16 protein-coding genes are annotated in these 22245 nt (G+C 41.0%); 9 read left to right on the plus strand and 7 right to left on the minus strand.

Annotated features, from left to right (window positions below; translation table 11 throughout):
* Positions 1–38: 38 nt before the first annotated feature.
* The 8 genes from panD to HP439_RS03250 all read left to right on the plus strand — a co-directional run bounded on the left by panD (position 39) and on the right by HP439_RS03250 (position 7893).
* A complete protein-coding gene (gene panD, locus HP439_RS03215; protein ID WP_172388909.1) occupies positions 39–389 on the plus strand; it encodes an aspartate 1-decarboxylase in 351 nt (116 codons plus the stop codon).
* A 55-nt stretch (positions 390–444) separates the two neighbouring features.
* Complete coding sequence (locus tag HP439_RS03220; RefSeq protein WP_172388910.1) at positions 445–810, plus strand: hypothetical protein; 366 nt, start codon at positions 445–447, stop codon at positions 808–810.
* A gap of 240 nt (positions 811–1050) precedes the next feature.
* Positions 1051–3396 carry a TonB-dependent receptor gene (locus HP439_RS03225; protein ID WP_172388911.1) on the plus strand — a complete coding sequence of 782 codons (2346 nt, stop codon included), beginning with the start codon at positions 1051–1053 and terminating at the stop codon, positions 3394–3396.
* Between the two features lie 54 nt (positions 3397–3450).
* Positions 3451–3921, plus strand: coding sequence for a thioredoxin family protein (locus HP439_RS03230; RefSeq protein ID WP_172388912.1), 471 nt, complete (start codon positions 3451–3453; stop codon positions 3919–3921).
* A 113-nt stretch (positions 3922–4034) separates the two neighbouring features.
* On the plus strand, positions 4035–4673 hold the full coding sequence (locus tag HP439_RS03235; RefSeq protein WP_172388913.1) for an FKBP-type peptidyl-prolyl cis-trans isomerase: 639 nt from the start codon (positions 4035–4037) through the stop codon (positions 4671–4673).
* A 111-nt stretch (positions 4674–4784) separates the two neighbouring features.
* The gene (locus HP439_RS03240) at positions 4785–5432 is read left to right on the plus strand and encodes an FKBP-type peptidyl-prolyl cis-trans isomerase (protein WP_172388914.1); all 648 of its coding nucleotides are present in this window, start codon (positions 4785–4787) and stop codon (positions 5430–5432) included.
* A gap of 210 nt (positions 5433–5642) precedes the next feature.
* The gene (locus HP439_RS03245; protein ID WP_172388915.1) at positions 5643–7277 is read left to right on the plus strand and encodes an NAD+ synthase; all 1635 of its coding nucleotides are present in this window, start codon (positions 5643–5645) and stop codon (positions 7275–7277) included.
* A gap of 52 nt (positions 7278–7329) precedes the next feature.
* Complete coding sequence (locus tag HP439_RS03250) at positions 7330–7893, plus strand: DUF4136 domain-containing protein (RefSeq protein WP_172388916.1); 564 nt, start codon at positions 7330–7332, stop codon at positions 7891–7893.
* Positions 7894–8027: 134 nt separating this feature from the next.
* Here HP439_RS03250 and HP439_RS03255 read toward each other — a convergent pair whose 3' ends face one another.
* On the minus strand, positions 8028–9269 hold the full coding sequence (locus HP439_RS03255) for a DUF2264 domain-containing protein (RefSeq protein ID WP_172388917.1): 1242 nt from the start codon (positions 9267–9269) through the stop codon (positions 8028–8030).
* A 287-nt stretch (positions 9270–9556) separates the two neighbouring features.
* On the opposite strand from HP439_RS03255, the gene HP439_RS03260 reads away from it, so the two are divergent.
* A complete protein-coding gene (locus HP439_RS03260; protein ID WP_172388918.1) occupies positions 9557–11947 on the plus strand; it encodes a glycoside hydrolase family 127 protein in 2391 nt (796 codons plus the stop codon).
* 146 nt (positions 11948–12093) lie between these two features.
* Here HP439_RS03260 and HP439_RS03265 read toward each other — a convergent pair whose 3' ends face one another.
* The 6 genes from HP439_RS03265 to HP439_RS03290 form a co-directional block, all read right to left on the minus strand.
* A complete protein-coding gene (locus HP439_RS03265) occupies positions 12094–14649 on the minus strand; it encodes an alpha-L-arabinofuranosidase C-terminal domain-containing protein (RefSeq protein WP_172388919.1) in 2556 nt (851 codons plus the stop codon).
* A gap of 177 nt (positions 14650–14826) precedes the next feature.
* A complete protein-coding gene (locus tag HP439_RS03270; RefSeq protein WP_172388920.1) occupies positions 14827–16785 on the minus strand; it encodes an alpha-L-arabinofuranosidase C-terminal domain-containing protein in 1959 nt (652 codons plus the stop codon).
* An 11-nt stretch (positions 16786–16796) separates the two neighbouring features.
* Positions 16797–18341, minus strand: a complete 1545-nt coding sequence (locus HP439_RS03275; RefSeq protein WP_172388921.1) for an alpha-N-arabinofuranosidase — start codon at positions 18339–18341, stop codon at positions 16797–16799.
* A 22-nt stretch (positions 18342–18363) separates the two neighbouring features.
* The gene (locus HP439_RS03280; protein ID WP_172388922.1) at positions 18364–19515 is read right to left on the minus strand and encodes an aldose epimerase family protein; all 1152 of its coding nucleotides are present in this window, start codon (positions 19513–19515) and stop codon (positions 18364–18366) included.
* Positions 19516–19546: 31 nt separating this feature from the next.
* Positions 19547–21247 (minus strand): sodium:solute symporter family transporter, encoded by a 1701-nt coding sequence (locus tag HP439_RS03285; RefSeq protein WP_172388923.1) that lies wholly within the window; start codon positions 21245–21247, stop codon positions 19547–19549.
* 76 nt (positions 21248–21323) lie between these two features.
* Positions 21324–22245 (minus strand): L-arabinose isomerase family protein (locus HP439_RS03290; protein WP_425501304.1); only part of this gene is annotated, 922 nt, incomplete at its 5' end.

Here is a 22245-nt window from a genome sequence, read left to right on the forward strand (position 1 = left end):
TATTCACCTTTTTATTCTAAATGCGGTAATTTTGTAGTATGTTAATTGAAGTAATGAAGTCAAAGATTCACCGTGTTCGTGTAACGCAGGCTGAATTAAACTATGTGGGAAGCATCACAATTGACGAGGATCTAATGGATGCAGCAAACATTGTCGCTAATGAACGAGTACAAATCGTAAATAATAATAACGGTGCGCGATTGGAGACTTACGTTATTCCAGGAGAGCGTGGTTCAGGCACAATATGCCTAAATGGTGCAGCAGCAAGATTAGTACAGGTAGGCGATATTGTCATAATTATATCCTATGCAAGTATGACACAAGATGAAGCACGTGTACATAAACCGGCTCTAATTTTCCCTGATGATAACAATAAATTAATCCACTAATCTCAAAAACATTCCATATTTTTACGGCGTTACCTCATCGGTAACGCCTTTTTTTATGCATAAGATTAGCACTACATATCGTTCCTATGTCGCGGGGTTATTAAGCCTGTGGATGATGATAATTATTGTCAGCGGTGTTGTATTTATGCACAAGGAAGTTACCTCCTCTGGAGAAATCATCACCCACGTTCACCCTTACGATTTTACAAAAAAAGGCACTTCCCATCATCATGAATCTGATGGAGAGATCCAATATCTCAACGTAGTATTTGCGGGCAATTTCTTGTTGTCCGAGATGTTTATTTTTCAGACACCCCTGCGAACATTCATAAGCTACGTCGAATACGCGTCGTTAACACAACGTTCACTTACTCAAGCTCTTCTCCATTATCACCTACGGGGGCCTCCGACTTACAGGTAACACTTCTAAATTACTTTTTCTTATTTCTATCTACTAAAGCAGTAGTGCCTCGTGCTTTTTTATCGTAAATAGCCCTTCCCTGATTTTAGTTCTGTTTTATACAATGTATAAAACAGAACTAAAATCAGCAGAACGCTCCGATATTTAAATATATGGCAGCTAGCCCATAATGTTAGAAGAAAAATCCGTTATTACTAATTCATGTATTCGTTAAGATCAACGAACAATATAATATTTTATATGTCCACGACTTATAAGGCGTTATTAATCGCCCTACTCCATTTAATACCTTTAACCATTTTCGCTCAAATCACTATTTATGGATCAGTTAAAAATACCTCTGGTGACCCAGTGGCTTATGCAACAATACTTGCCCAGGGTAGCTCCGTTGGCGCATCCTCTGATCAAGACGGAAATTTTAAATTAGTCAATATCCCTGACTCCCGGTTCACCCTAATCACAAGAGCCGTGGGCTATCAAACAAAAAAGGAAACCTTTGATAATCTATCCGATAAAACACCAATCACAATTACTTTACTTGAAGACAATCTCAGTATTAACGAGGTCGTTGTAAGCGCCACACGATATGGATTAGATCGTCGGGAAGCCCCAGTGGTCGTCAATATACTTGGACCGAAACTATTTAATGCAACCCAGTCCGTGGCTATGTCCGAAACCCTCGCCTATCAGCCCGGAGTACGGGTAGAGAATAACTGTCAAAACTGCGGATTTTCACAGGTGAGATTAAACGGACTAGAAGGTGCTTATTCACAGATTTTGATTAATAGCCGCTCGGTATTTAGCGCATTAAATAGCGTGTATGGATTGGATCAAATCCCAACAAGTATGATCGATCGTATTGAAGTTGTAAGAAGTGGTGGCTCTGCCCTATTCGGCGCAAATGCAATCGCCGGGACTATCAATATAATCACAAAAGACCCTGTGGAAAACGACTGGCAAATTAAGTCAACAAATTCAATTACTGGCGGCTCCTCTTGGGACAATACCATAGACTTTAATACCTCCTATGTCGATCAGGATCTGATGAGCGGTGTTACCTTTTATGGCATGCATCGTGAGCGCCAACCTTGGGACGCAAATGATGATGGTTTTTCCGAAATCACTAAACTCAAGAATACCACATTTGGTTCCAAAATGTTCTATAAACCGAGTGAACATAACAAAATCACGCTCGATATAAGTGTAATGGACGAGTTTCGACGCGGTGGCGATCAAATAGATTTAGCCCCACATTTTACCGACATCACCGAGCAGCTACAAACTAGATCCCTAATCGGAGGTATTACCTACGATCACTACTCCAATGACTGGAAACATAAATTTTCAATGTATGTCTCAGCACAAAAAAGCAGCAGAGACAGCTATTACGGGGGTCTAGGTGGATCAAGAAGTCCAAAGGACAGCGTTATTGCGGCAAATTCTTACGGTATCACCAAAGATTTCGCTATGGTTGGAGGAGCGCAGTATACTTACAACTTCGAAAAGGACGTGCTCACCGCTGGGATAGAGTATAACGCTAACCGTACGACGGATAACATCCCCTCATATGATCGTTCCATTGATCAAAAAACACAGGCAGTGGGCAGCTACGCACAATATGAATGGAAGGTAATCGACCCATTAAAAGCGTTAATTGGAGCTCGCTATGATTACACGCACATCGACGGAGATTATCGCCTTTTAGATCAAACCAGAACTTCGGCTGAAAACTTTGGCACTTTTAGCCCTCGTTTTACGTTGCTATACGACATCACTGCATCACTTCAGTTCCGAGGCGGTTACGCACGAGGGTTCCGTGCACCACAAGCCTTTAATGAAGATATGCATGTCACTTCCATCGGCGGCCAACAAGTGTTTGTGTTGATGGGTGAAAACCTTAAAACTGAATATTCAAACGCGTACACAGGTTCGTTCAATTATACGCGTAACTTTGGTAATACGCAGACAAGTTTACTCATTGAAGGATTCTACACAGATCTCCGAAATCCATTTACGACAGTTATGACTACCCAAAACGAAAACGTAATTATCCAAGAAATGCGTAACGGGAGCCATTCAAAAGTGTACGGAAGCAATATCGAATTGAGCGTCGCTCCTTCTAGTAACCTTACTGTGCAAGCAGGAGGCACAATCCAACGTTCCAAATACACCGAAGGACAACTAATTTTCGACGGAGACGGGACACAGGATGACATCACTGTTGACCAGTACATGCGTACCCCGAATGTGTATGGGTACCTAAACACTAATTTTAAGGCAAGCAAACCATTTACTGTTGATCTAACGGGCGTATACACGGGCGCAATGAAAGTTCCGCATTACCAAAGCGACGGGGGGATGATTATAAAAACTTCTCCCGATTTTATGGAATTGAATCTAAGGCTTGGATATACTTTCGTCGTAAAAAAAGATTTCAATATTGAACTCTTTACCGGGGTACAGAATATGTTTAATGCTTTTCAAAAGGACTTCGACAAAGGCCCCTTGCGCGATTCAGACTACGTATACGGCCCGACCAAACCTAGGACATTTACGTTCGGTATAAAAATTGGCCATTTTCATTAGAATCACGGAGCAACCTAGCATTCTTTCTGCTAGGTTGCTCCAAAAATTAAAACCATGAGAAGAATAGCCCTCACCATCCTAACATTTTTCGTTTACACGCAGGTTACCGCTCAACAGCAATCCGTGATAAACTGGATAACTTTCGAGCAACTCTCCGACTCACTTAACACAAAACCCAAAAAAGTAATACTTTTTTTTCATACAGACTGGTGTGCATACTGCAGAAAAATGCAAAATGAAGTTTTTCTCAATCCAGGGGTCATTAAAACGATCAACGAAAACTACTATGCGGTATCATTTGATGCTGAAAGTACCGAGAGTTTCTATTTCGACGGTCGTCTGATAGAAAATCAAACCAAGAACAAAGCGCGGGGTTCATATCATGATATCACGAAACTCCTCGCCCATAAAAAGAATCAATTTGTTTTTCCAACGACCATTTTATTAAACGCAGATTTTACTATAAGAAAGCGATATTTTACCTATATGGGGCCGAAAAAAATAATCGAAGCCCTAACTCGTTGATTATTAAAAACCCATGACCAAAAATCAAATATTCGAAGGCTTTTGTTTATGTTTGCTGTCGCATTGACCCTGTCTAATGCGTTATAACGCCAGAAATACGAATTGAAATTTTTATGAAAACTTTATTTAAACCATTTTTACTACTAGCTATTACTGCCCTCACCATTGTGTCTTGTTCCAAGAGTGACGATTTCGATTATGAAAAAGCACAAGAACAGCAGCGTATCGAAGATTCACTGAACAATATACGCATCCAAAAAGTTATTACCGAGCAGGCCCCCGCACTCAAGAAATTCGCAACCGATAATTTCGAAAACCCAGTATTACACGATTCACTAGGAATTTGGTATGATTTAGTTAATCCTGGCGAAGGCGAGGCATTTCAATATAGAATATCAAATGGAGGCGTTACGGCGCCAACGATAACTGTAATCTATAAAGGCACATTGCTCGATGGAACCGTATTCGATGAATCCGACGACAAGGACACAGAAGATAAAATTGAAACTGCTGAAATGCCTTTAGGAGGAGTTATTAAAGCTTGGCAAAGTGCATTCCTTCCGAAAGTGGTTAAATATAACGGATACACCGTGCCAATGGCAGGTCTTACAACAGAGGGCTTGCGGAAAGGAGCTATCATCCGTTTCATTACTCCCTCACCGTGGGCGTATGACACTAAGGAACTGGGAACCATACCCGCAAACTCACCGTTATATTTTGAAGTCGAAGTCGTTGACATCAAATACAAATAGTTAGTTTACTAAAAAATTCATTTTATATATTTATTTTTAAAAAGATAAACTAAACGTGTAGCGCGGGGACAAAAGAACTCGTTCTATGCAGTGTTAAACATTAAACAATTTATGAAAAATCTAATCAAACCATTTTTTGCTCTAGCTCTAGCTGCTGTAACTTTCACGTCATGCATGAAAGATAATGATCCAATCGACAACACCGAACAATACAGAAAAATAGAAGAGCGAGTTGACTCTGTTCTTACTTCACAAAAAACGCAAATCGAAGCTTTCGCAAATTCTGAATTCGAAAATCCCATCAAAGACTCCATTAAAATCACTCTATCGTATCTTGACAAAACGGTAGAAAGAGGCATTTGGTACGAAGTTACTTCCGAGCCAACAGACGATAGTTACGAGTATGAGATATCTGGTCAAAACTTAGTTTATCCTAGTGTAAAAGTGAAATATTCTGTAAAAAGCCTTACAGGCACAACATACAAAGAGGATGCAACAGGGAGTACCTACGTTTTAGGAGGCTCTAATGCAAATGCAAATATTATCAATCAAATATGGGGAATTTCGTTCTTCCCTTATTCTATTGACTATAATGGTCAAACCTACTACCCTAAAGGATTAACAAAAGAAGGTTTGAAAACAGGCAGCAAAATTAGAGTTGTCGCGCCTTCTGTTTGGGCATTTGACACTCAAAATGTGGGTGACATCCCTGCCAATACACCGTTAGTGTATGAATTCGAAGTATTAGACATTGACTAAGGTTCCTTAGACTATACTAAAAAAATGTCTTTGGAGCTTTCCAAAGACATTTTTTGTTTAATAAGGTTTTCGATTAAGCACATCCGCAAGAAATGGCTCAACAAAAACATATTTATTTCGATTCAATACTTCTCTTTTTGCTCGTAGCACAAAAGTAAATTATTAAATTTACGAAATTAACTTAGGGAAGACCTGACAAAATCGAATGGGATGAAAATAGCACTAGCGCAACTCAACTACCATATTGGAAACTTTGAACTAAACACAACACGCATAATTTCTGCGATCCAAAAAGCAAAAACAGAAAAGGCTGATTTAATCGTTTTTGCGGAACTAGCCGTTGGGGGTTACCCGGCCAAAGACTTACTCCGGAATAAACGGTTTCTGGCATTATGTGATGAAAATTTACAGAAAATAGTTGCAGTAAGTCAAGGAATTAGCTGTATCATTGGCGCGCCTGTACCAAATCACGATCCAGAAGGCAAGGCGTTATACAATTCAGCTGTCTATATCGAAGATGGTAAAATTAAAAATATTTGCAAAAAAAGTCTATTACCAGACTATGATGTTTTTGACGAATATCGTTACTTTGAACCTAACCGCCATGTATCATGCATCGATATCAAAGGCGAAAAAGTCGCTCTTACAATCTGTGAAGATTTATGGGATGATGACGCCTCCAATTCCTATGTCGGAGACCTGATGGACGAGTTAAGGAAAGAAAAGCCGACACTTATTGTCAATATTGCTGCTTCACCATTCTCGTACGTACACTTTGAAAGTCGCATTAACGTTCTAAAAAGAAACGTAATTAAAGCAGGGTGTCCACTCGTGTATGTCAACCAAATTGGTGCACATGCAGATATCATTTTCGACGGACGTTCGCTCGCCCTCGACCGTATGGGCAACCTATTATGCCAGTTGGAGGGATTCCGAGAAGATTTTCAAATTGTAGACACCGATCAAGCTATGTCTGTGAATAACCAAGAAAATGAACCTGATTCGGAAATAGCGCTGATTCATCAAGCTCTTCTACTAGGACTTCGAGATTATTTTCGAAAATCGGGATTCAAAAAAGCTGTCTTGGGTCTTTCGGGGGGACTAGACTCCGCTATAGTTGCGGCCCTGGCTTGCGAAGCTCTGGGACCTGAAAATGTCTTAGCGGTACTCATGCCATCAATGTATTCCTCAGACCACTCCCTGAAAGACGCTCTTGATCTGGTGGGAAACACAGGATGTAAACACTTAATAATACCTATAAAAGATGTTGCTACTAGTTTTGACAACACTCTCTCAGAAGCCTTTTCAGGATATCCAGCGGACTTAACCGAAGAAAATATACAAGCACGTATTCGTGGGACGCTCTTGATGGCGATATCTAACAAATTCGGAAATATACTACTCAATACTTCGAACAAAAGCGAAGCAGCAGTGGGATATGGCACGTTGTATGGCGATATGGCAGGTTCGCTTAGTGTTATAGGGGATGTTTATAAAACGCAGGCATATAGTTTAGCAAAATATATAAACCGGGAGCGAGAAATTATCCCAATCAATACGATTGTAAAACCGCCGTCTGCGGAGCTACGCCCCGACCAAAAAGACTCCGACTCTCTGCCACCGTACGATATTTTAGATAGTATCTTGTACCAACTCATCGAACTTGAGAAACCAGCCTCAGAAATCATTAACGCTGGTTTTCAAGAAACGACCGTACAACGGGTCTCAAACCTTCTAAACAATGCAGAATTTAAGCGGTATCAGTGCCCTCCGATCTTACGAGTAAGCCCAAAAGCATTTGGCAGCGGTCGTGTAATGCCATTAGTTGCGAAATATCCATTTTAAATTAAACCTATTATACAAGATGAAGTCTAACAAATACTAATGTTTAAGTCTTATGAAAAAGCTAAATTATATATTCATTCTCGGAGTCATCGCACTTCTTAGTTCCTGTGCTTCTGTACAGTACAACACAACCAAGGTGGAGAGCCTTGATTTCGGACAGTACAAGACATATGGATGGCTTCCCCCAGTAGACTCTTTATCAAAAGATTATTTTTCCAATGATATCGCCAAAACTAATATCTTAAACGCGGCGAACAAAGAAATAGAGGGTTTGGGATTACAATACAGTAAAGAAAATCCCGATATATTATTCCGATATATTACAATTGTCAATAACAAAAGTCGTCCTGTATATAACACATCCTACGGATGGGGAGGTCCTTGGGGTTGGGGCAGACCGTGGGGATGGGGATACGGCTATGGCTATACCTACCCTGTCGGTAGCGAAAAATATCGCTACGCGCATATTATCGTTGAGGCGCTCGATCGAGCAACTAATTCTGTGATCTGGCAAGCTCGTGGGTCATCCGCAATCTCTACTCCTGAAAAAGCGATAAACAACGTTTCAAATGTCCTTCACGGTATCTTCAAAGAGTACCCCACTAAAAAGAGATAACATTTTTCATTTAAAAATATAAAAAAATACCCTCGACGTCAAAAATGAAGTGGAGGGTATTTTTATTTAAAGACTCTAAGCTGATCAGCCAAAGGATCCGGAGTGATTCTTAACAATAACATCACTGTTAATTTCTAATCGACCATTTTATGGTCTTGCTTCGCCTGCCCCCCCGACCAAATTTTCTTTGCACTCCAGGGAACCTCTGGAGTACTCCAAAAGGGATCATCTTCGGAAAGACCTAATGGTAAAAAAATCTGAGAAGTTAAATATGGGCTCCCTTGATTATTATAAGAATCACCAAGTCCTAATTGTTCTCCATAAAGACCAATCGTCAACCAACCGGATTTATAAGTGTATGGACTTTCCGTAATTTTTCGCAATACGGCCGTTAACGCAGCTCTCACTTGCCCGGGCGCTAATTCCTCGGGCAACCGCTTTTTGAAAGCCATATCCGCTAAATGGTGAAAAGCTCCTGCGCGATAAATAATAGATCGTCCGGACGGCGGAAACGAGCCGTCCTTATTAATCAACCGTTCTAAAATAACTGCATAACGCTCATTACGTACAGCAATTTTGTTGAACATAACATCATAACTAGTCGTCTTGTCTTTAATAACGTCTTTTATTGCACTAAGATATGGATGTATAACGTAGCTATTATAATAATCGTAGGCGAAATGCGGACCATCCTTATACATACCATCGCCTACATACCATTGATCCATCTGGCGCAGTGCATAGTCAATTCGCATATTATCCCATTGATAACCGAATTTCGCGAAGAAAACTTCATTCAAAGCCGAGAAAAGTAGCCAGTTTGAAAACGAAGGTCGGAATTGTCGCGTAGTTTGAATACTACGAACCAATTTATCTCGATCCATCTGATCGAGATTTTCCCACAGCCAAGGGCAACGCAAGAAAGCTAATGCTATGAAGGAGGCATCCACAAGTTGTTGTCCACCTAAATTAAAAGCCATAAAATCACGGGCCCCGGTATCCAATGCATTTTTTATGCCCGCTATTGTCCATGCACGATATTGATCACGCAACGCCACTTCTTTTTCATCTCCTCCCTCCAGTGCCAACCAAGGAGAAATACCAGAGAGAACACGACCTAAGACCTCGACGTACTGTACCTGAATTCGATGCTCTTTATTATCGACGTTAGGTGCCGTAATTTTCGGCATATTTATCCGCAGGCTATCATGCGCAAGACTCCGCATTACCGGTCGTGCCATCCGGTCCATTTCTTTCAACCAATACGTTCTATCATTCAATTTAGGAATTGGTTCCGATGTCCTTGCATTTAAACTCAAAAAAACATGACTCAATATCAAAACTACTGAAAACGAATAAAATACACTTTGATGCATCGATAATAATTTATAAGAGTGATATACCTTCTGTAAACCTTTCATAGTACTTAAAAATCTTATATTAACTTACCAAAATAGTGGACACTCCTACACATACTCATATTCACTTAGCGTCCATTGATCACAAGATACAATTTAAAGCTAATTGTAGAAAAACCATTCATTTTTATAATCGTTTTTATAAATGTTAAAAAAACACTTAAAAACAATACTAATATTAACTATATTTGAGTAAGGCCTTTTCGACACCGCCGCGCTAACCAATAGGACAATATCAGCTAACTATGAATAATACTAACATGGCTCTAAAAAATCTTTTCTTCATATTATTTTGCATAACTACTTGTTCCGGCTCCGCTTTATTTGCTCAGACAACAAAAAAAGTCGACTATTTCGATATAAGAGATATCCGCCTACTATCAAGCCCGTTCAAGCACGCCCAAGATGTCGACTTAAATTATTTGCTTGAAATGGACGCCGACAGACTTCTCGCGCCATTTTTACGTGAATCAGAATTACCATTAGTGCGGCCATCTTATGGGAATTGGGAAAATACAGGACTCGATGGACACATTGGTGGACATTATATATCTGCGCTTTCTTATATGTATGCTGCAACCGGAGACTCACGAATAAAAGAACGTTTAGATTATATGCTTTCCGGTTTAGAACGATGTCAAAAAGCGAACGGCAACGGCTATATAGGAGGGGTTCCCGGTGGAGAAAAGATATGGGAAGAGATTAAAAATGGGCGAATAAACGCAAGTGGATTTAGTCTTAATGAAAAATGGGTGCCGCTGTATAATATCCACAAAACATATGCCGGACTCCGCGATGCCTATTTATTAACGGATAATCAATCTGCTAAGTCCATGCTTGTTAATATGGCAAATTGGGCACTAGCACTAGTTGAACAGTTATCTGACGAACAAATTCAGCAAATGCTAGAAAGTGAACATGGCGGATTGAATGAAATTTTCGCAGACGTTGCCGTAATTACCGGTAACCCTGCATACATAAACCTAGCTAAAAAATTCTCGCAACGTCTCATTCTTGAGCCTTTATTACAGCACACAGATAGCCTAACGGGACTCCATGCTAATACGCAAATTCCAAAAGTATTAGGATTCAAACGAATTGCCGATGTCGATCAAAACACGGAGTGGGCGAATGCGGCAAGCTTCTTTTGGGAAAACGTAGTACAACAACGAACAATTTCGATCGGTGGCAATAGTGTCAGCGAACATTTTAACCCAATCGATGATTTTTCAAAGATGATGTACAGCGTGGAAGGGCCGGAAACATGTAACACTTACAATATGTTAAGGCTTACGAAAATGTTATATCAAACTTCCCCACAAGGAAAATATTTAGATTATTACGAGCGAAGTCTTTACAACCACATATTGTCAACACAACATCCTGAGCACGGCGGCTTTGTTTATTTTACCCAAATCCGGCCTTCTCATTACCGAGTATATTCCAGACCCCATACCAGTATGTGGTGCTGCGTAGGGTCTGGCATGGAAAATCATGCGAAGTACGGCGAGATGATATATGCGTCAAACGGGAGCGAATTGTATGTCAACCTATTTATCCCGTCAACGCTAAATTGGAAACAAAAGAATGTTGAAATCGTTCAGGAGAATAAATTCCCTGAAAATCCTAGTACTCGTATTACCGTAAACACTGAAAAACCGACATCTTTTGCTCTAAACATTAGAAGACCGAGTTGGATTGCCGGAGAACCTATTGTCATAGTCAATGGAAAAAGCGGGAGCACGGACAAATCTATTGGGGACTATATTCGCATTGAACGCGTTTGGGAGAAAGGGGATACCATTGAAATAAGGTTTCCTATGGCGATAAATATTGAGCAGCTACCTGATAAGAGTAATTTCTACAGTTTCCTTTATGGACCGATCGTCTTAGCGGCTCGTAGCGGAACCGACGATCTTAAGGGTTTGCAAGCGGATGATAGTCGAATGGGACACGTAGCCAGAGGAAAACAAATACCGATGGCAAACATTCCTCTATTAACTGCTGAACCAAAAAACCTTACGAAGTTGGCGACACCAATACCGAATAAACCCTTACATTTTTCATTAACGAACTTATATATAGGAGACAAGAAAATCCAAATGGAATTAGAGCCTTTTTACGGAATTCATGATTCCCGCTACATCTTGTATTGGCCGCAGGCCACCGAAGTTGAACGAATTGCCATTCAAAAACATTTAGCAGAAAGCGAACGAGAGGAATTGCGTCTGAACTCACGTACTGTAGACAGGGTTGTTTGCGGGGAACAGCAACCAGAGTCGGATCATTTCATAAAAGAGGATAACAGCACTGCCGGTGTAAACGGCGATATTAGGTGGAGACAAACCAAGGCATGGTTTAGTTATAGAATGAAAAAAAATGTGGATAAAGCACAATTATATGTCAAGTTTTTAACCGAACCTGCTCTCCAACAAACAGAAATTATAGTTGAGGGAATAATCGTTGGTTCATTAAAAGGAACAAATACAGATGGTGTTCAATCTATAATATTCAATTGGCCAAATAACCTCAGCATTAAAAACGAATACGAAATTAAAATACAAGCAAAGGGAGGAAAACCTAGTCACAAAATTTTAGAAGTTCGATTATTAGACAGTTCAAAAACGCCAATCTGACAACTATATTATTCGAAATAATGACTCCATCACTTGAGCAACAAAATAAGCACCTCTTGAATGAAAAACTAATGATACCCCTTGATCAATTGTGGGTCTCGTTTTTGAAAAGTCACATTCTTATTTACACCATCTTTGAGCGAAAATTATTGCTCCGTCTTAAGACGCAAGACACTGAACGAATACGGTTCAAGGACAAGGTTTTCTAAATCTAGCTGAAATTGCTTTGGCCTTGCATGCTTGTCTTCAAGAGCACCGGTAAGCACGGTAGCCTCCGCAGTAGTTGCTTTTACACCAAGCGAGGAAAAATCGGTTTCAAGACTCACCACTACGGGTAGCATGTTCACTAATTTCACAATAAGGTCACCCGTTTTGCTATCCCTAACAACAGATTTTGCAACCCGTTTTGTTACCCTTTCATCCTTATTTGCAAGTTTCAATGATGAAAAAAAATATTCATCTCCCGAGTTGCTTCCAAATAGCTGCTGCACAAAATAACCAACAGTGGGTCTAACTGTCTGGTTATCGAAATAGATCAAATCTGGATTCCATTGCGTATTCCCCGTTTTAGCTAATAATGGAGCATAAGAAGTCATTGCAACTATATCACCATTTCGTTCTAAATTACATAAATGTAGCGCTTCAGCAAGCGCTGTTTCAATGGTGCTCGCACGACCTGAGATGTGAGCTGCATACTCCCCTAAATAAACTTTAGACTTCGTTCTGTCATATTTATCATAAAAATCTTGGTTATGAAGAAACCATCCCGGAGACGTATAATAATGTTCATCGACAAGAGGAATTTTTAATTTATCGGCAAGGTTCCAGCCTTCGACATAATCTGTACCTTCGTAAAAGGGCCCCGACGTACCGATAACCTGTATTTCGGGATACTTCTGCTTCACAGCCTGGTATATCATCGTAAAACGCTCGACGAAAATATCGGTTATCATGTCTTCATTACCGATACCGATATATTTTAATCCAAATGGCTCTGGATGACCTGCCTCAACACGCTTTCTCCCCCAGGTACTGTTGTTATCTCCGTTCGCATATTCAATTAAATCAAGGACATCTTGAATGTATGCTCCCATATTCTCCATCGCAATACCACATTGCTGTCCGCCAATCGGATGACCATGGTGCCCTGAGTTTTGACAAGGAACACCCGCGGCAACAACAGGTATCGGTTCAGCACCTAGATCTTCACAGAACTGGAAATATTCATAATAACCTAAACCGTACGATTGATGATAACCCCACAAGTTACGTTGCCCCAGGCGGGCTTCCAACGGACCGATTGTATTTTTCCAGTGATAGATATTTTCCAATCCATCACCATGGGCAACACATCCACCGGGGAAACGAACGAAGCGAGGTTTCATTTCAGCAATCGCATTTGCTATATCGGCCCGCATTCCATTTTTACGATTGCGAAAAGTGTTTCGAGGAAATAAAGACACCATGTCTAAGTCCACCACAGTCCCCTCTTCGGTCATCAGTAATAGTCGGGCATTTGGTACTGTAGATTTTACCTGTATGGTAACATCATACTTAGCCCACTTCTCACTCACCCGCTTTGTTTTTCCTTCTGCAACAACCTGCCCGAGACTGTCCAATATACGTACGACTAAACGATCAACATTCTTGTCTTTTGAACGCGCATACACCGTAAAGTCGTAAGGTTGGCCGGATAATAAAGCGTACCCATCAAAACCCTCATTGATCACTCCCTGACCTTTTGGAGCTTTTAGGTTTAGGAAATGTTTGTTATTTTCATGAACAGGAGACATGGAATCAATCAGCAATCGGACATCATCGCGGCTCCCCTTCCAGGAAGTTAGGTTATTCCACCCCTCCTTATCCGTCGAAGAATATTCAAAACCTCTGTTTTGAACAAGCTCTGCGTAGAGTCCTCCATCCGCAGCATAATTGATATCTTCAAAAAAAATTCCCATGAAAAGATCACTGATTTTTCTTGGCGTATAATCTAATAATGAAAGTTTTCCCTCCACAGGTTTCAAAGTGGGAAAACGAACCGAATCGTCGATCGCTCTTTCACTATACAATGTTTGTTTAAGTTGTCCCAATTTATTAGCCCTCAATAGTTTTTCTATCTGTGCCCATTCTACTTTGTGCATTGTGCCGGTTAATGTTTCCCCAGCGAGATTTATTTTAGTCTCCTGACTTAGATAACGTACTTTTCGAGGTGTAGAAAACGTTTTGAAGTCTTTTGTATAAACACCGTAGCTATCAGTACTATCAGATTGCCATCTTACGGTATATTCGCTCGAATGACTGTCAAAAGAAAGTACGGGAGTCTTAACATTTCCTTCCGAATAGACCAACGGGTAAGACTGACTCTTCCAATAAATTAGATCTTTTGAGGATGTGTATGCAAATGCGCCATCATGCTCGTTCAGCCCCCAGACGCAATGCCAAGTTCCATCGGGGGATCTAAATAAATAAGGATTAAACATCATCTTTTGTGACCCCCAGCGGCCGTAGTCTGATGACAGATAGGAACGCTCAGGACCCATCGCCTGCCAATGTTTCTTGTCTATGCTCCAAGCGAAGTGAAGTCCGTTATGGTGGTTATTCGCGCTCGTACTGTACGCGAAGATATAAGCGGAATCAGGTTCACTCGCTTTAGCTTGTGGAAACAAGTTTACAAACAGAAGTAAAAGGATAATGCTTCTCATAAATTAAAGTTTAGTTTTCATCACCTCCTCTGAAAAACTTCAACCAAAAAAAAATCGGTCAGAGAGCGGCGGCATCGCTACGTTCGTTAAAGATTATGGTTGCTATATTCTTGCAAAAAACAAGTGTTACACCTGCTTTTTTAGGCTCAATATCTTCCCATTAAAATACGTCAGCTCTTATCGAACGGGAATTCTTATCACGGTAAAGGAGTATGGAGCAAAAGTTTCTTTAACTACATTTCCGTTGTACCTCATCTGGTCAGTAACCGGCTGTATCGCTAATGGCTGTTCAATACTATTGGCAATGTTAAGATCAGGGTTTGCTAGCGTTATTTTAGAAGCCGTCCCGACAATTTTATTTTTTGAGTTAAGCTGAAAATTAACCGAGGTGGATGAATTATTGTAATTCACAAACTTTATAATCAGCTCTCCTGAATCCCTATCAAATACCGTTGAGGCATATAGACTGTCAGCACCTGTAACGTTCTTTCCTTCGTATTTGATTGGAATAATAGTACTTCCTTTATGTAAAGAGTAAAGCTTTTGAACATGGTAACTCGGCGTTCCATAAACATTTAAATTATCCACCCAGATCAAATCGGGAGACCATTGCCAACCCTCGACATGCCCAAATAGTGGTGCGTAAGACGCCATCCGCACAACGTCGCCATTTCGCTCAAGCCCGGTCATAAACGCGGCCTCTGAAAGAGCTGCCTCCCAAGTGCTACGTCCGGGGCCGTTCGGTCGAGTGGTATGTGAAGCGTATTCACCCGCAAAAATTTTCGCTCCCCTCCGATCATAATCATCATAACGTGCTGCTCCGGATAAAAACCATGCTGGCGGACGATAATAATGCTCATCAATAATATCAATTTTCATTGACCTTAATTTATCATCCAAATACTCAAATCGCTCCCCATCGGGTCCTGTGCCCGAGCTTGCAATAAGTGCAATTTCAGGATGCTTTTGCTTCAATATATTTTGGAAAGCTTCTAATCGTTCAACATATTGAGGTCCCCAGTTTTCGTTTCCAACCCCAAGCAATTTCAAATGAAACGGCGCAGGGTGTCCCATCTCAGCACGGATTTTCCCCCATGGGGAATCCACCGGTCCATTTGCAAATTCTATAAGATCTAACGCGTCTTGAACATATTCATCAAGTTCATCCATAGGTACTACCTCTGCCGTATTAAACTGGCATGCCATACCACAATTCAGAATAGGTACTGGCTCCGCACCGATATCCTCGGAGAGTAAAAAATACTCGAAAAAGCCAAGGCCAAAACTTTGAAAATAATCGGGGGTTAATCGTTGAGAAAACTCGGTATTCCAACGGTTTATTATTAGTTCGCGTTGTTCAATCGGTCCGACTGTGTTCTTCCACTGAAAACGGTTTGCCAAATCGCGTCCCTCGACAATACATCCACCAGGAAAACGTATGAACCCAGGTTTCATTTCGTCAAGTATCTGCACCATATCTTTTCGCAGCCCTTTTTTACGTCCTTTCCATGTATCCTCAGGAAAAAGCGAAAGCATATCAACCACTACTTCTCCTGTCCCCTGAAACCATATATTTAACTTCCCTCCAGCTGTAGTGGCATTGGCAGTGAGATTCACAGCGGCCGTCTGCCACTCCCCATTACCCGTGAGCGGTAGCTGGCCTTCGGCCAGCACGTGACCGCTAGAGTCGACCAGCTCCAATTTCAATTTCACACCTTCGGAAATTTGCTTATATAACAGCGAAAACTCATAGCGTTCCCCTTGTTTAATGCCCATCCCACGGAAACCCTCATTTTGCAATCCGGCAGCAAAATCTACTTTCTTATTGATTCGCAGTGAGCGTCTATTTCCTTTCCGCTTGCTATCGTTAACCACCAATATCGATCCTTCAGGTAACTCACCTAACTGATTCCACCCCATCAAGGGTGCATCAAATTCAAAAGATCGGTTCTTTACTAACTCCGCATAGATGCCCCCATCCGCACCTAAATTAATATCTTCAAAGAACACCCCCCACATTGTTGAAGAGATTTCTCCTGCTGGTTGATCTAGGGCGATTTTCATCTCGATAGGGGCTTGAGAAAATAAACTAGACGAAAGTAATATAAGAGCAGTAAATAGATTTATTTTTTTCATCACCGATCTTTTTAAGTTAATTCTAATACAATCACAGAAAAGGCAGGAATATCAACTTCGATCGTCCCGTCACGAAGTTTTGCTTCTTTATAAAGAGCCGGAACAATAGTTTCCGGTTTCTCAAATGTATTATAATCGCGAAGGTTTTGCGATTTCAATATACGACCTTCAACATTTGAAGCTTTTATCCCACCGAGACCGATTGATATCTTCTTATTATTGGTAGGATCAATATTCACCAGCGACACGTGAATCTTTCCCATTTCATCTTTAGAGGCCGAGGCCGATAGCGCGGGAATACTATCCCCTGCAAAAGTGAAGCTATCTGTAGAAATATCCAAAGGAATCTGTCGCGCATCTTGATGAACTTTATACATTTCCATCACATGATATGTGGGAGTTAATATTATCTGGTTTCCCCGCGTTAGGATTACCGACTGCAGTACGTTAACTGCCTGCGCGAGGTTAGCCATTTTCACCCTTTTAGCGTGATTATTAAAAATATTTAAAGTCATACCAGCGAGCATAGCATCACGCATCGTATTTTGTTGGTATAAAAAGCCTGGATTTGTTCCAGGTTCAACCTCATACCATCCCCCCCATTCATCAACAATGAGATCGATACGTCCCTCTGGATCATACTTATCCATAATCGCAGAATGCTTATCGATAAGCTCGTTCATAAACCATCCGGATTTCATTGTTTTGAAATACTGTTCTTCGGAGAACTTTGTCGAAGGACCTTTGGCATTCCAATCGATGACAGCGTAATGATGTAGAGCAACTCCTTTCATTAAACTGTGCGGAATTTTCTTCATCAAGGTTTCGGTCCAATTATAGTCCGCCGAATTTGCACCCGATGCTATACGGTAAAGGCCTTCTTTGTTCCCCCAAGCAGACATGAAAGTTGCGTATTTTTTATAAATGTCGGCATAGTAATCAGCGGTCATATTTCCACCGCAGCCCCAAGCCTCGTTACCGACACCCCAATATCTTACGGTCCACGCCTCCTTTCGGCCGTTTTTAACACGGAGATCGGACATCGGGCTCTCTCCGTTAAAATTAACATATTGAACCCAGTCGGCCAACTCCTGTACTTCGCCACTCCCTACATTTCCAGCCAGATAAGGTTCCGTCTCCAAAAGCTCGCACATATTTAAGAAATCATGCGTACCAAATGAGTTGTCTTCGGTGACACCCCCCCACCAGCTATTCACTATCGCAGGTCTCTCCGCCTTCGGTCCAATACCATCTTTCCAATGGTAAGTATCAGCGAAACATCCTCCGGGCCAACGTAAATTTGGTATCTGTAATTTTTTAAGTGCCTGAACAACATCGTTGCGTATGCCTTCGGTATGGGCAATGCTGTCGTTTGCTTCACCAACATAAAACCCATCATATATACAACGACCTAAATGCTCTGCAAAATGTCCATATATATGCTTACTTATAGTGACTGTGTCAATTGATGGTCGAAGAGTTACTTTATTTTGACCGCATAAAGAGGCGCTAGCCAATAAAAGCATAGCGCCTAATTTCAATCCTCTATTTCTCATAATTTAAGATTAAAATTTCTTTTTAACGTACGGAAAATCTATACGTCGTTTTCGATGAATACTCTTGACTTGGTTCTAGTACCGTCGATGCAAACGTAGGATGGTTCGGAGCATCAGGATAATGTTGCGTTTCTAAACAAAAAGCAGCGCGAAACGGATATGATAAACCTTTCTTTCCTTTTGGATCTTCCTGCTTCATAAAATTTCCACTGTAAAATTGTAAGCCCGGCTCGGTTGTAAAAATCTGCATCTCAATGCCCGTTTCGGGGGCATATACAGTTGCAACTTTCTGATAATCATCCGTTTTATTAAGCTCAAAATTATGATCGTATCCCCCTCCAATTTTCAACTGAGCATGATCCTGATTAATGCGCTCACCAATAGTACGTGGCTCTCTGAAATCGAAAGGTGTTCCAGCGACTTTTAAACTTTCACCTGTCGGGATTAATGTCTGATCAACTGCCGTAATAGCATCAGCGTCCACCTGTAACTGATGGTCCAAGATGGTGGATGCACCCGCACCGTTCAAATTAAAATAAGCGTGATTGGTCAAATTAAGAACCGTTTTTTTATCCGTCGTAGCATTGTACTGAATATTTAAACCTCCCTGCCCATCAATCGAATAGGTTACGCTCATATTTACCGTTCCGGGATAACCTGCTTCTTTATCTGGAGATACATAGGTTAGTGTAACCGATGTATCGTTGCTAGATGCAGCATCCCAGACTTTATTGAACACCCCATTAGTTCCACCATGTAATGAATTTTTTCCATCATTTTTCTCCAGGTCATATTTCTCTCCGTCTAAAGTAAACGTGGCATCACCAATCCTATTTCCATAACGTCCAACGATGGCGCCATAGAAATTATTCGCGTTATCTTTATATTCCTGTGCAGTTTCATAACCCAAAATAACATCTTTACTCGCCCCTGATTTATCAGGAACATTCAAACTTACTAACCGTGCTCCATAATTAGTTAGCGTTAAGGAAACGCCGCCATTTTGTAATGAATAAAGTTTTACATTTTTTTTATCAATGAGACCATCAAAACCCGTAGAGGTCGTATCTACGGTATCCGAGGTTGCATTATTTTTTTGATCATTAGTCCCTTGTTGGCAACCAAAGGTTAGCGCGGAGGCTATTAAGGCAACTGTTAAAATATTAGTTTTCATATCAATTAAGTGTTTATATTGTACAAGTTACTTACCAGAAGCGCACGTATATTGCAGTCACTAAGAGCAATGTTACAACAATCAGCACCAATATGGATGGTTCCACCCGGAACATCTTGCTGTCCAACGTAAACGCTTTTGGATTTTCTTTTGGTCCAAATAAACTGACAATGATCATCAATGCAATAGTAAATGCAAAGGCTAGACCCATACAAATTTGAAAGGGGATTTCATATTCCCCACTTCTATTTATATAGGCCGTATAGATCCAGGTTTCCGGTCCAAACACTTTGGTAGCAAATTCGTTAAAGAATACTGATAGTCCAAACCCTGTGACAAGGCCTGTAATCGCAGCCGCTCCCGTTGTACGTTTCCAAAACATCCCCAATAAAAACATCGCAAAAACTCCGGGACTAATAAAGCCAGTGTATTTTTGTATGAAAGTAAATCCGCCTGCTCCGCCAATACCGAGGGTATCGTTCCATGTGAAAAGTACAGACACTAAGATAGAAACTACAATCGTTATTTTCCCTATCCAAACCATTTTTGCTTCACTCGCATCTTTACGAATATATTTCTTATAGATATCAAGCGTGAAAATCGTTGCTATGCTATTGGCTTTACCAGCGAGACCTGCAACGATGGCTGCAGTAAGGGCCGCGAGTGCCAGTCCCTTCATACCATTAGGCAGATAGCCCAAAATTGCGGAATAGGCATTATCCGCATGGAAAACACCACCTGGTGCCATCTCTTCTTGTAATGCTCCATTCTTATAAAGCACATAAGCTGCAATCCCCGGAAGCATAACTATGATTGGCATCAAAAGCTTCAAAAAACCTGCAAACAAAATTCCTAAACGAGCCGTTTTAAGATTCGCCCCTAACGCACGTTGCGTGATATATTGATTACATCCCCAATAATTTAAATTCACGATCCAAATCCCTGCGAGATACATCCCAATTCCAGGTAGCATAAGGTATTTATTAATCTCTTCTTGAGAGGCCCCGGGCCCAGGTTTTTCAACGATCATATTAAAGTGACTCGGCGAATCTTCCATCAACTTATTGAATCCTGCTATAACATCTTTTCCTAAACCAAAATGCTCACTCACCAAAGTCAATGCCACATAGGTAGTAGCGATACCGCCAACTATAAGCACCACGACCTGGATTACATCGGTAAACCCAATAACGCGCATTCCTCCCAGCGTGATAATCACGGCGAAAATTGCTAGGGCGACCATGATAATATGGAAACTATCTCCACCACCAGCCATACTGGAAATAGCAATAGCACCTAAATATAAAATGGATGTCAAGTTTACAAACACGTACAAAAACAGCCAAAATACAGCCATAATTAAACTAGTTGTTTCATTATAGCGGTTATTTAAAAACTGTGGCATCGTAAAGATCTTGTTCTTCAGATATACCGGTATGAACCAAACTGCAACAACAATAAGTGCGATCGCTGCTATTAATTCATAAGCGGCAACAGCAATTCCCACCTCAAAACCATTACCACTCATTCCAATAAACTGTTCAGCCGAGATGTTTGAAGCAATTAAAGAGGCTCCAATAGCCCACCATGTTAATGATCCTTCCGCAAGGAAATAATCCTTGCTCCCCCCTGCTGAGTTTGTTTTTTTACGGTATATCCAATAACCGTATCCGGCTACCAAGAAAAAATAGATTACAAAGATTACGTAGTCTACTGTCGCGAATTTTTCCATCGTTATTTATAAAGGTTAGAAAAAAGACTTTCCTCAATCTGTCCTGAGTTGAACAACAAGGAAAGTCTTTTATTATTTATTTTTTGAGCAGATAATACAGCTCGTTCCATCTAAGTTGATTTTCCAAATTCGGTAGCGTCGTATTCTCATCGATAACAACATATTCAACGCCTGCAATACGAGCAAAATCCTCAAGATATTCAGGGGTTAAAGCTAAGCTATAAGCGGTATGGTGTGCTCCTCCAGCCAAAATCCAAGCACTGCAGCCTGTCTTCATATCAGGTAGCGGTTTCCATAACACACGGGCTACAGGTAGTTTCGGTAGATCATTTGTCACTGGAATACCCTCCACTTTATTTACAATGAGTCGGAACCGCGTGCCCATATCCACAAGGGATGCATTTAACGCTGCCCCACTGATACCATTAAAGACTAGTCGCGCTGGATCCGCCTTACCGCCGATCCCTAACGGGTGAACTTCGACACGTGGAGTACTCGCAGCTAGAGCCGCATCAACCTCAAGCATATGAGAACCAAGTACCATTGCACTATCTGGGTTGAAATTGTACGTATAATCTTCCATGAATGCAGAGGCTCCCTGTAGACCGGCTCCCATCACTTTACAAGCGCGAACTAACGCAGGTGTTTTCCAATCTCCTTCTCCCGCAAACCCAAACCCCTCTGCCATCAGACGTTGGACCGCGAGTCCAGGTAATTGAACAATTCCATGAAGATCTTCAAACGTATCAGTGAATCCTTTATAATTACCCGCTACAAGAAATTTACGAAGTCCAATCTCTATGCGGGCAGCTTCTTTCAGACTATCTCGTTTATCACCATCAATTTTCACATTGTCAGCTAATTCATAAGTTTGTTCATACTCGCGAATTAATTCATCGATCTCGTGTGATGTTACTTCATTGATAATCTCTACAAGGTCCCCGACAGCATATGTATTTACCGAGAAACCAAATTGCGTTTCGGCAGACACTTTATCT

This window comes from Sphingobacterium shayense (assembly GCF_013179575.1).
GTDB classification, from domain to species: Bacteria; Bacteroidota; Bacteroidia; order Sphingobacteriales; family Sphingobacteriaceae; genus Sphingobacterium; species Sphingobacterium shayense.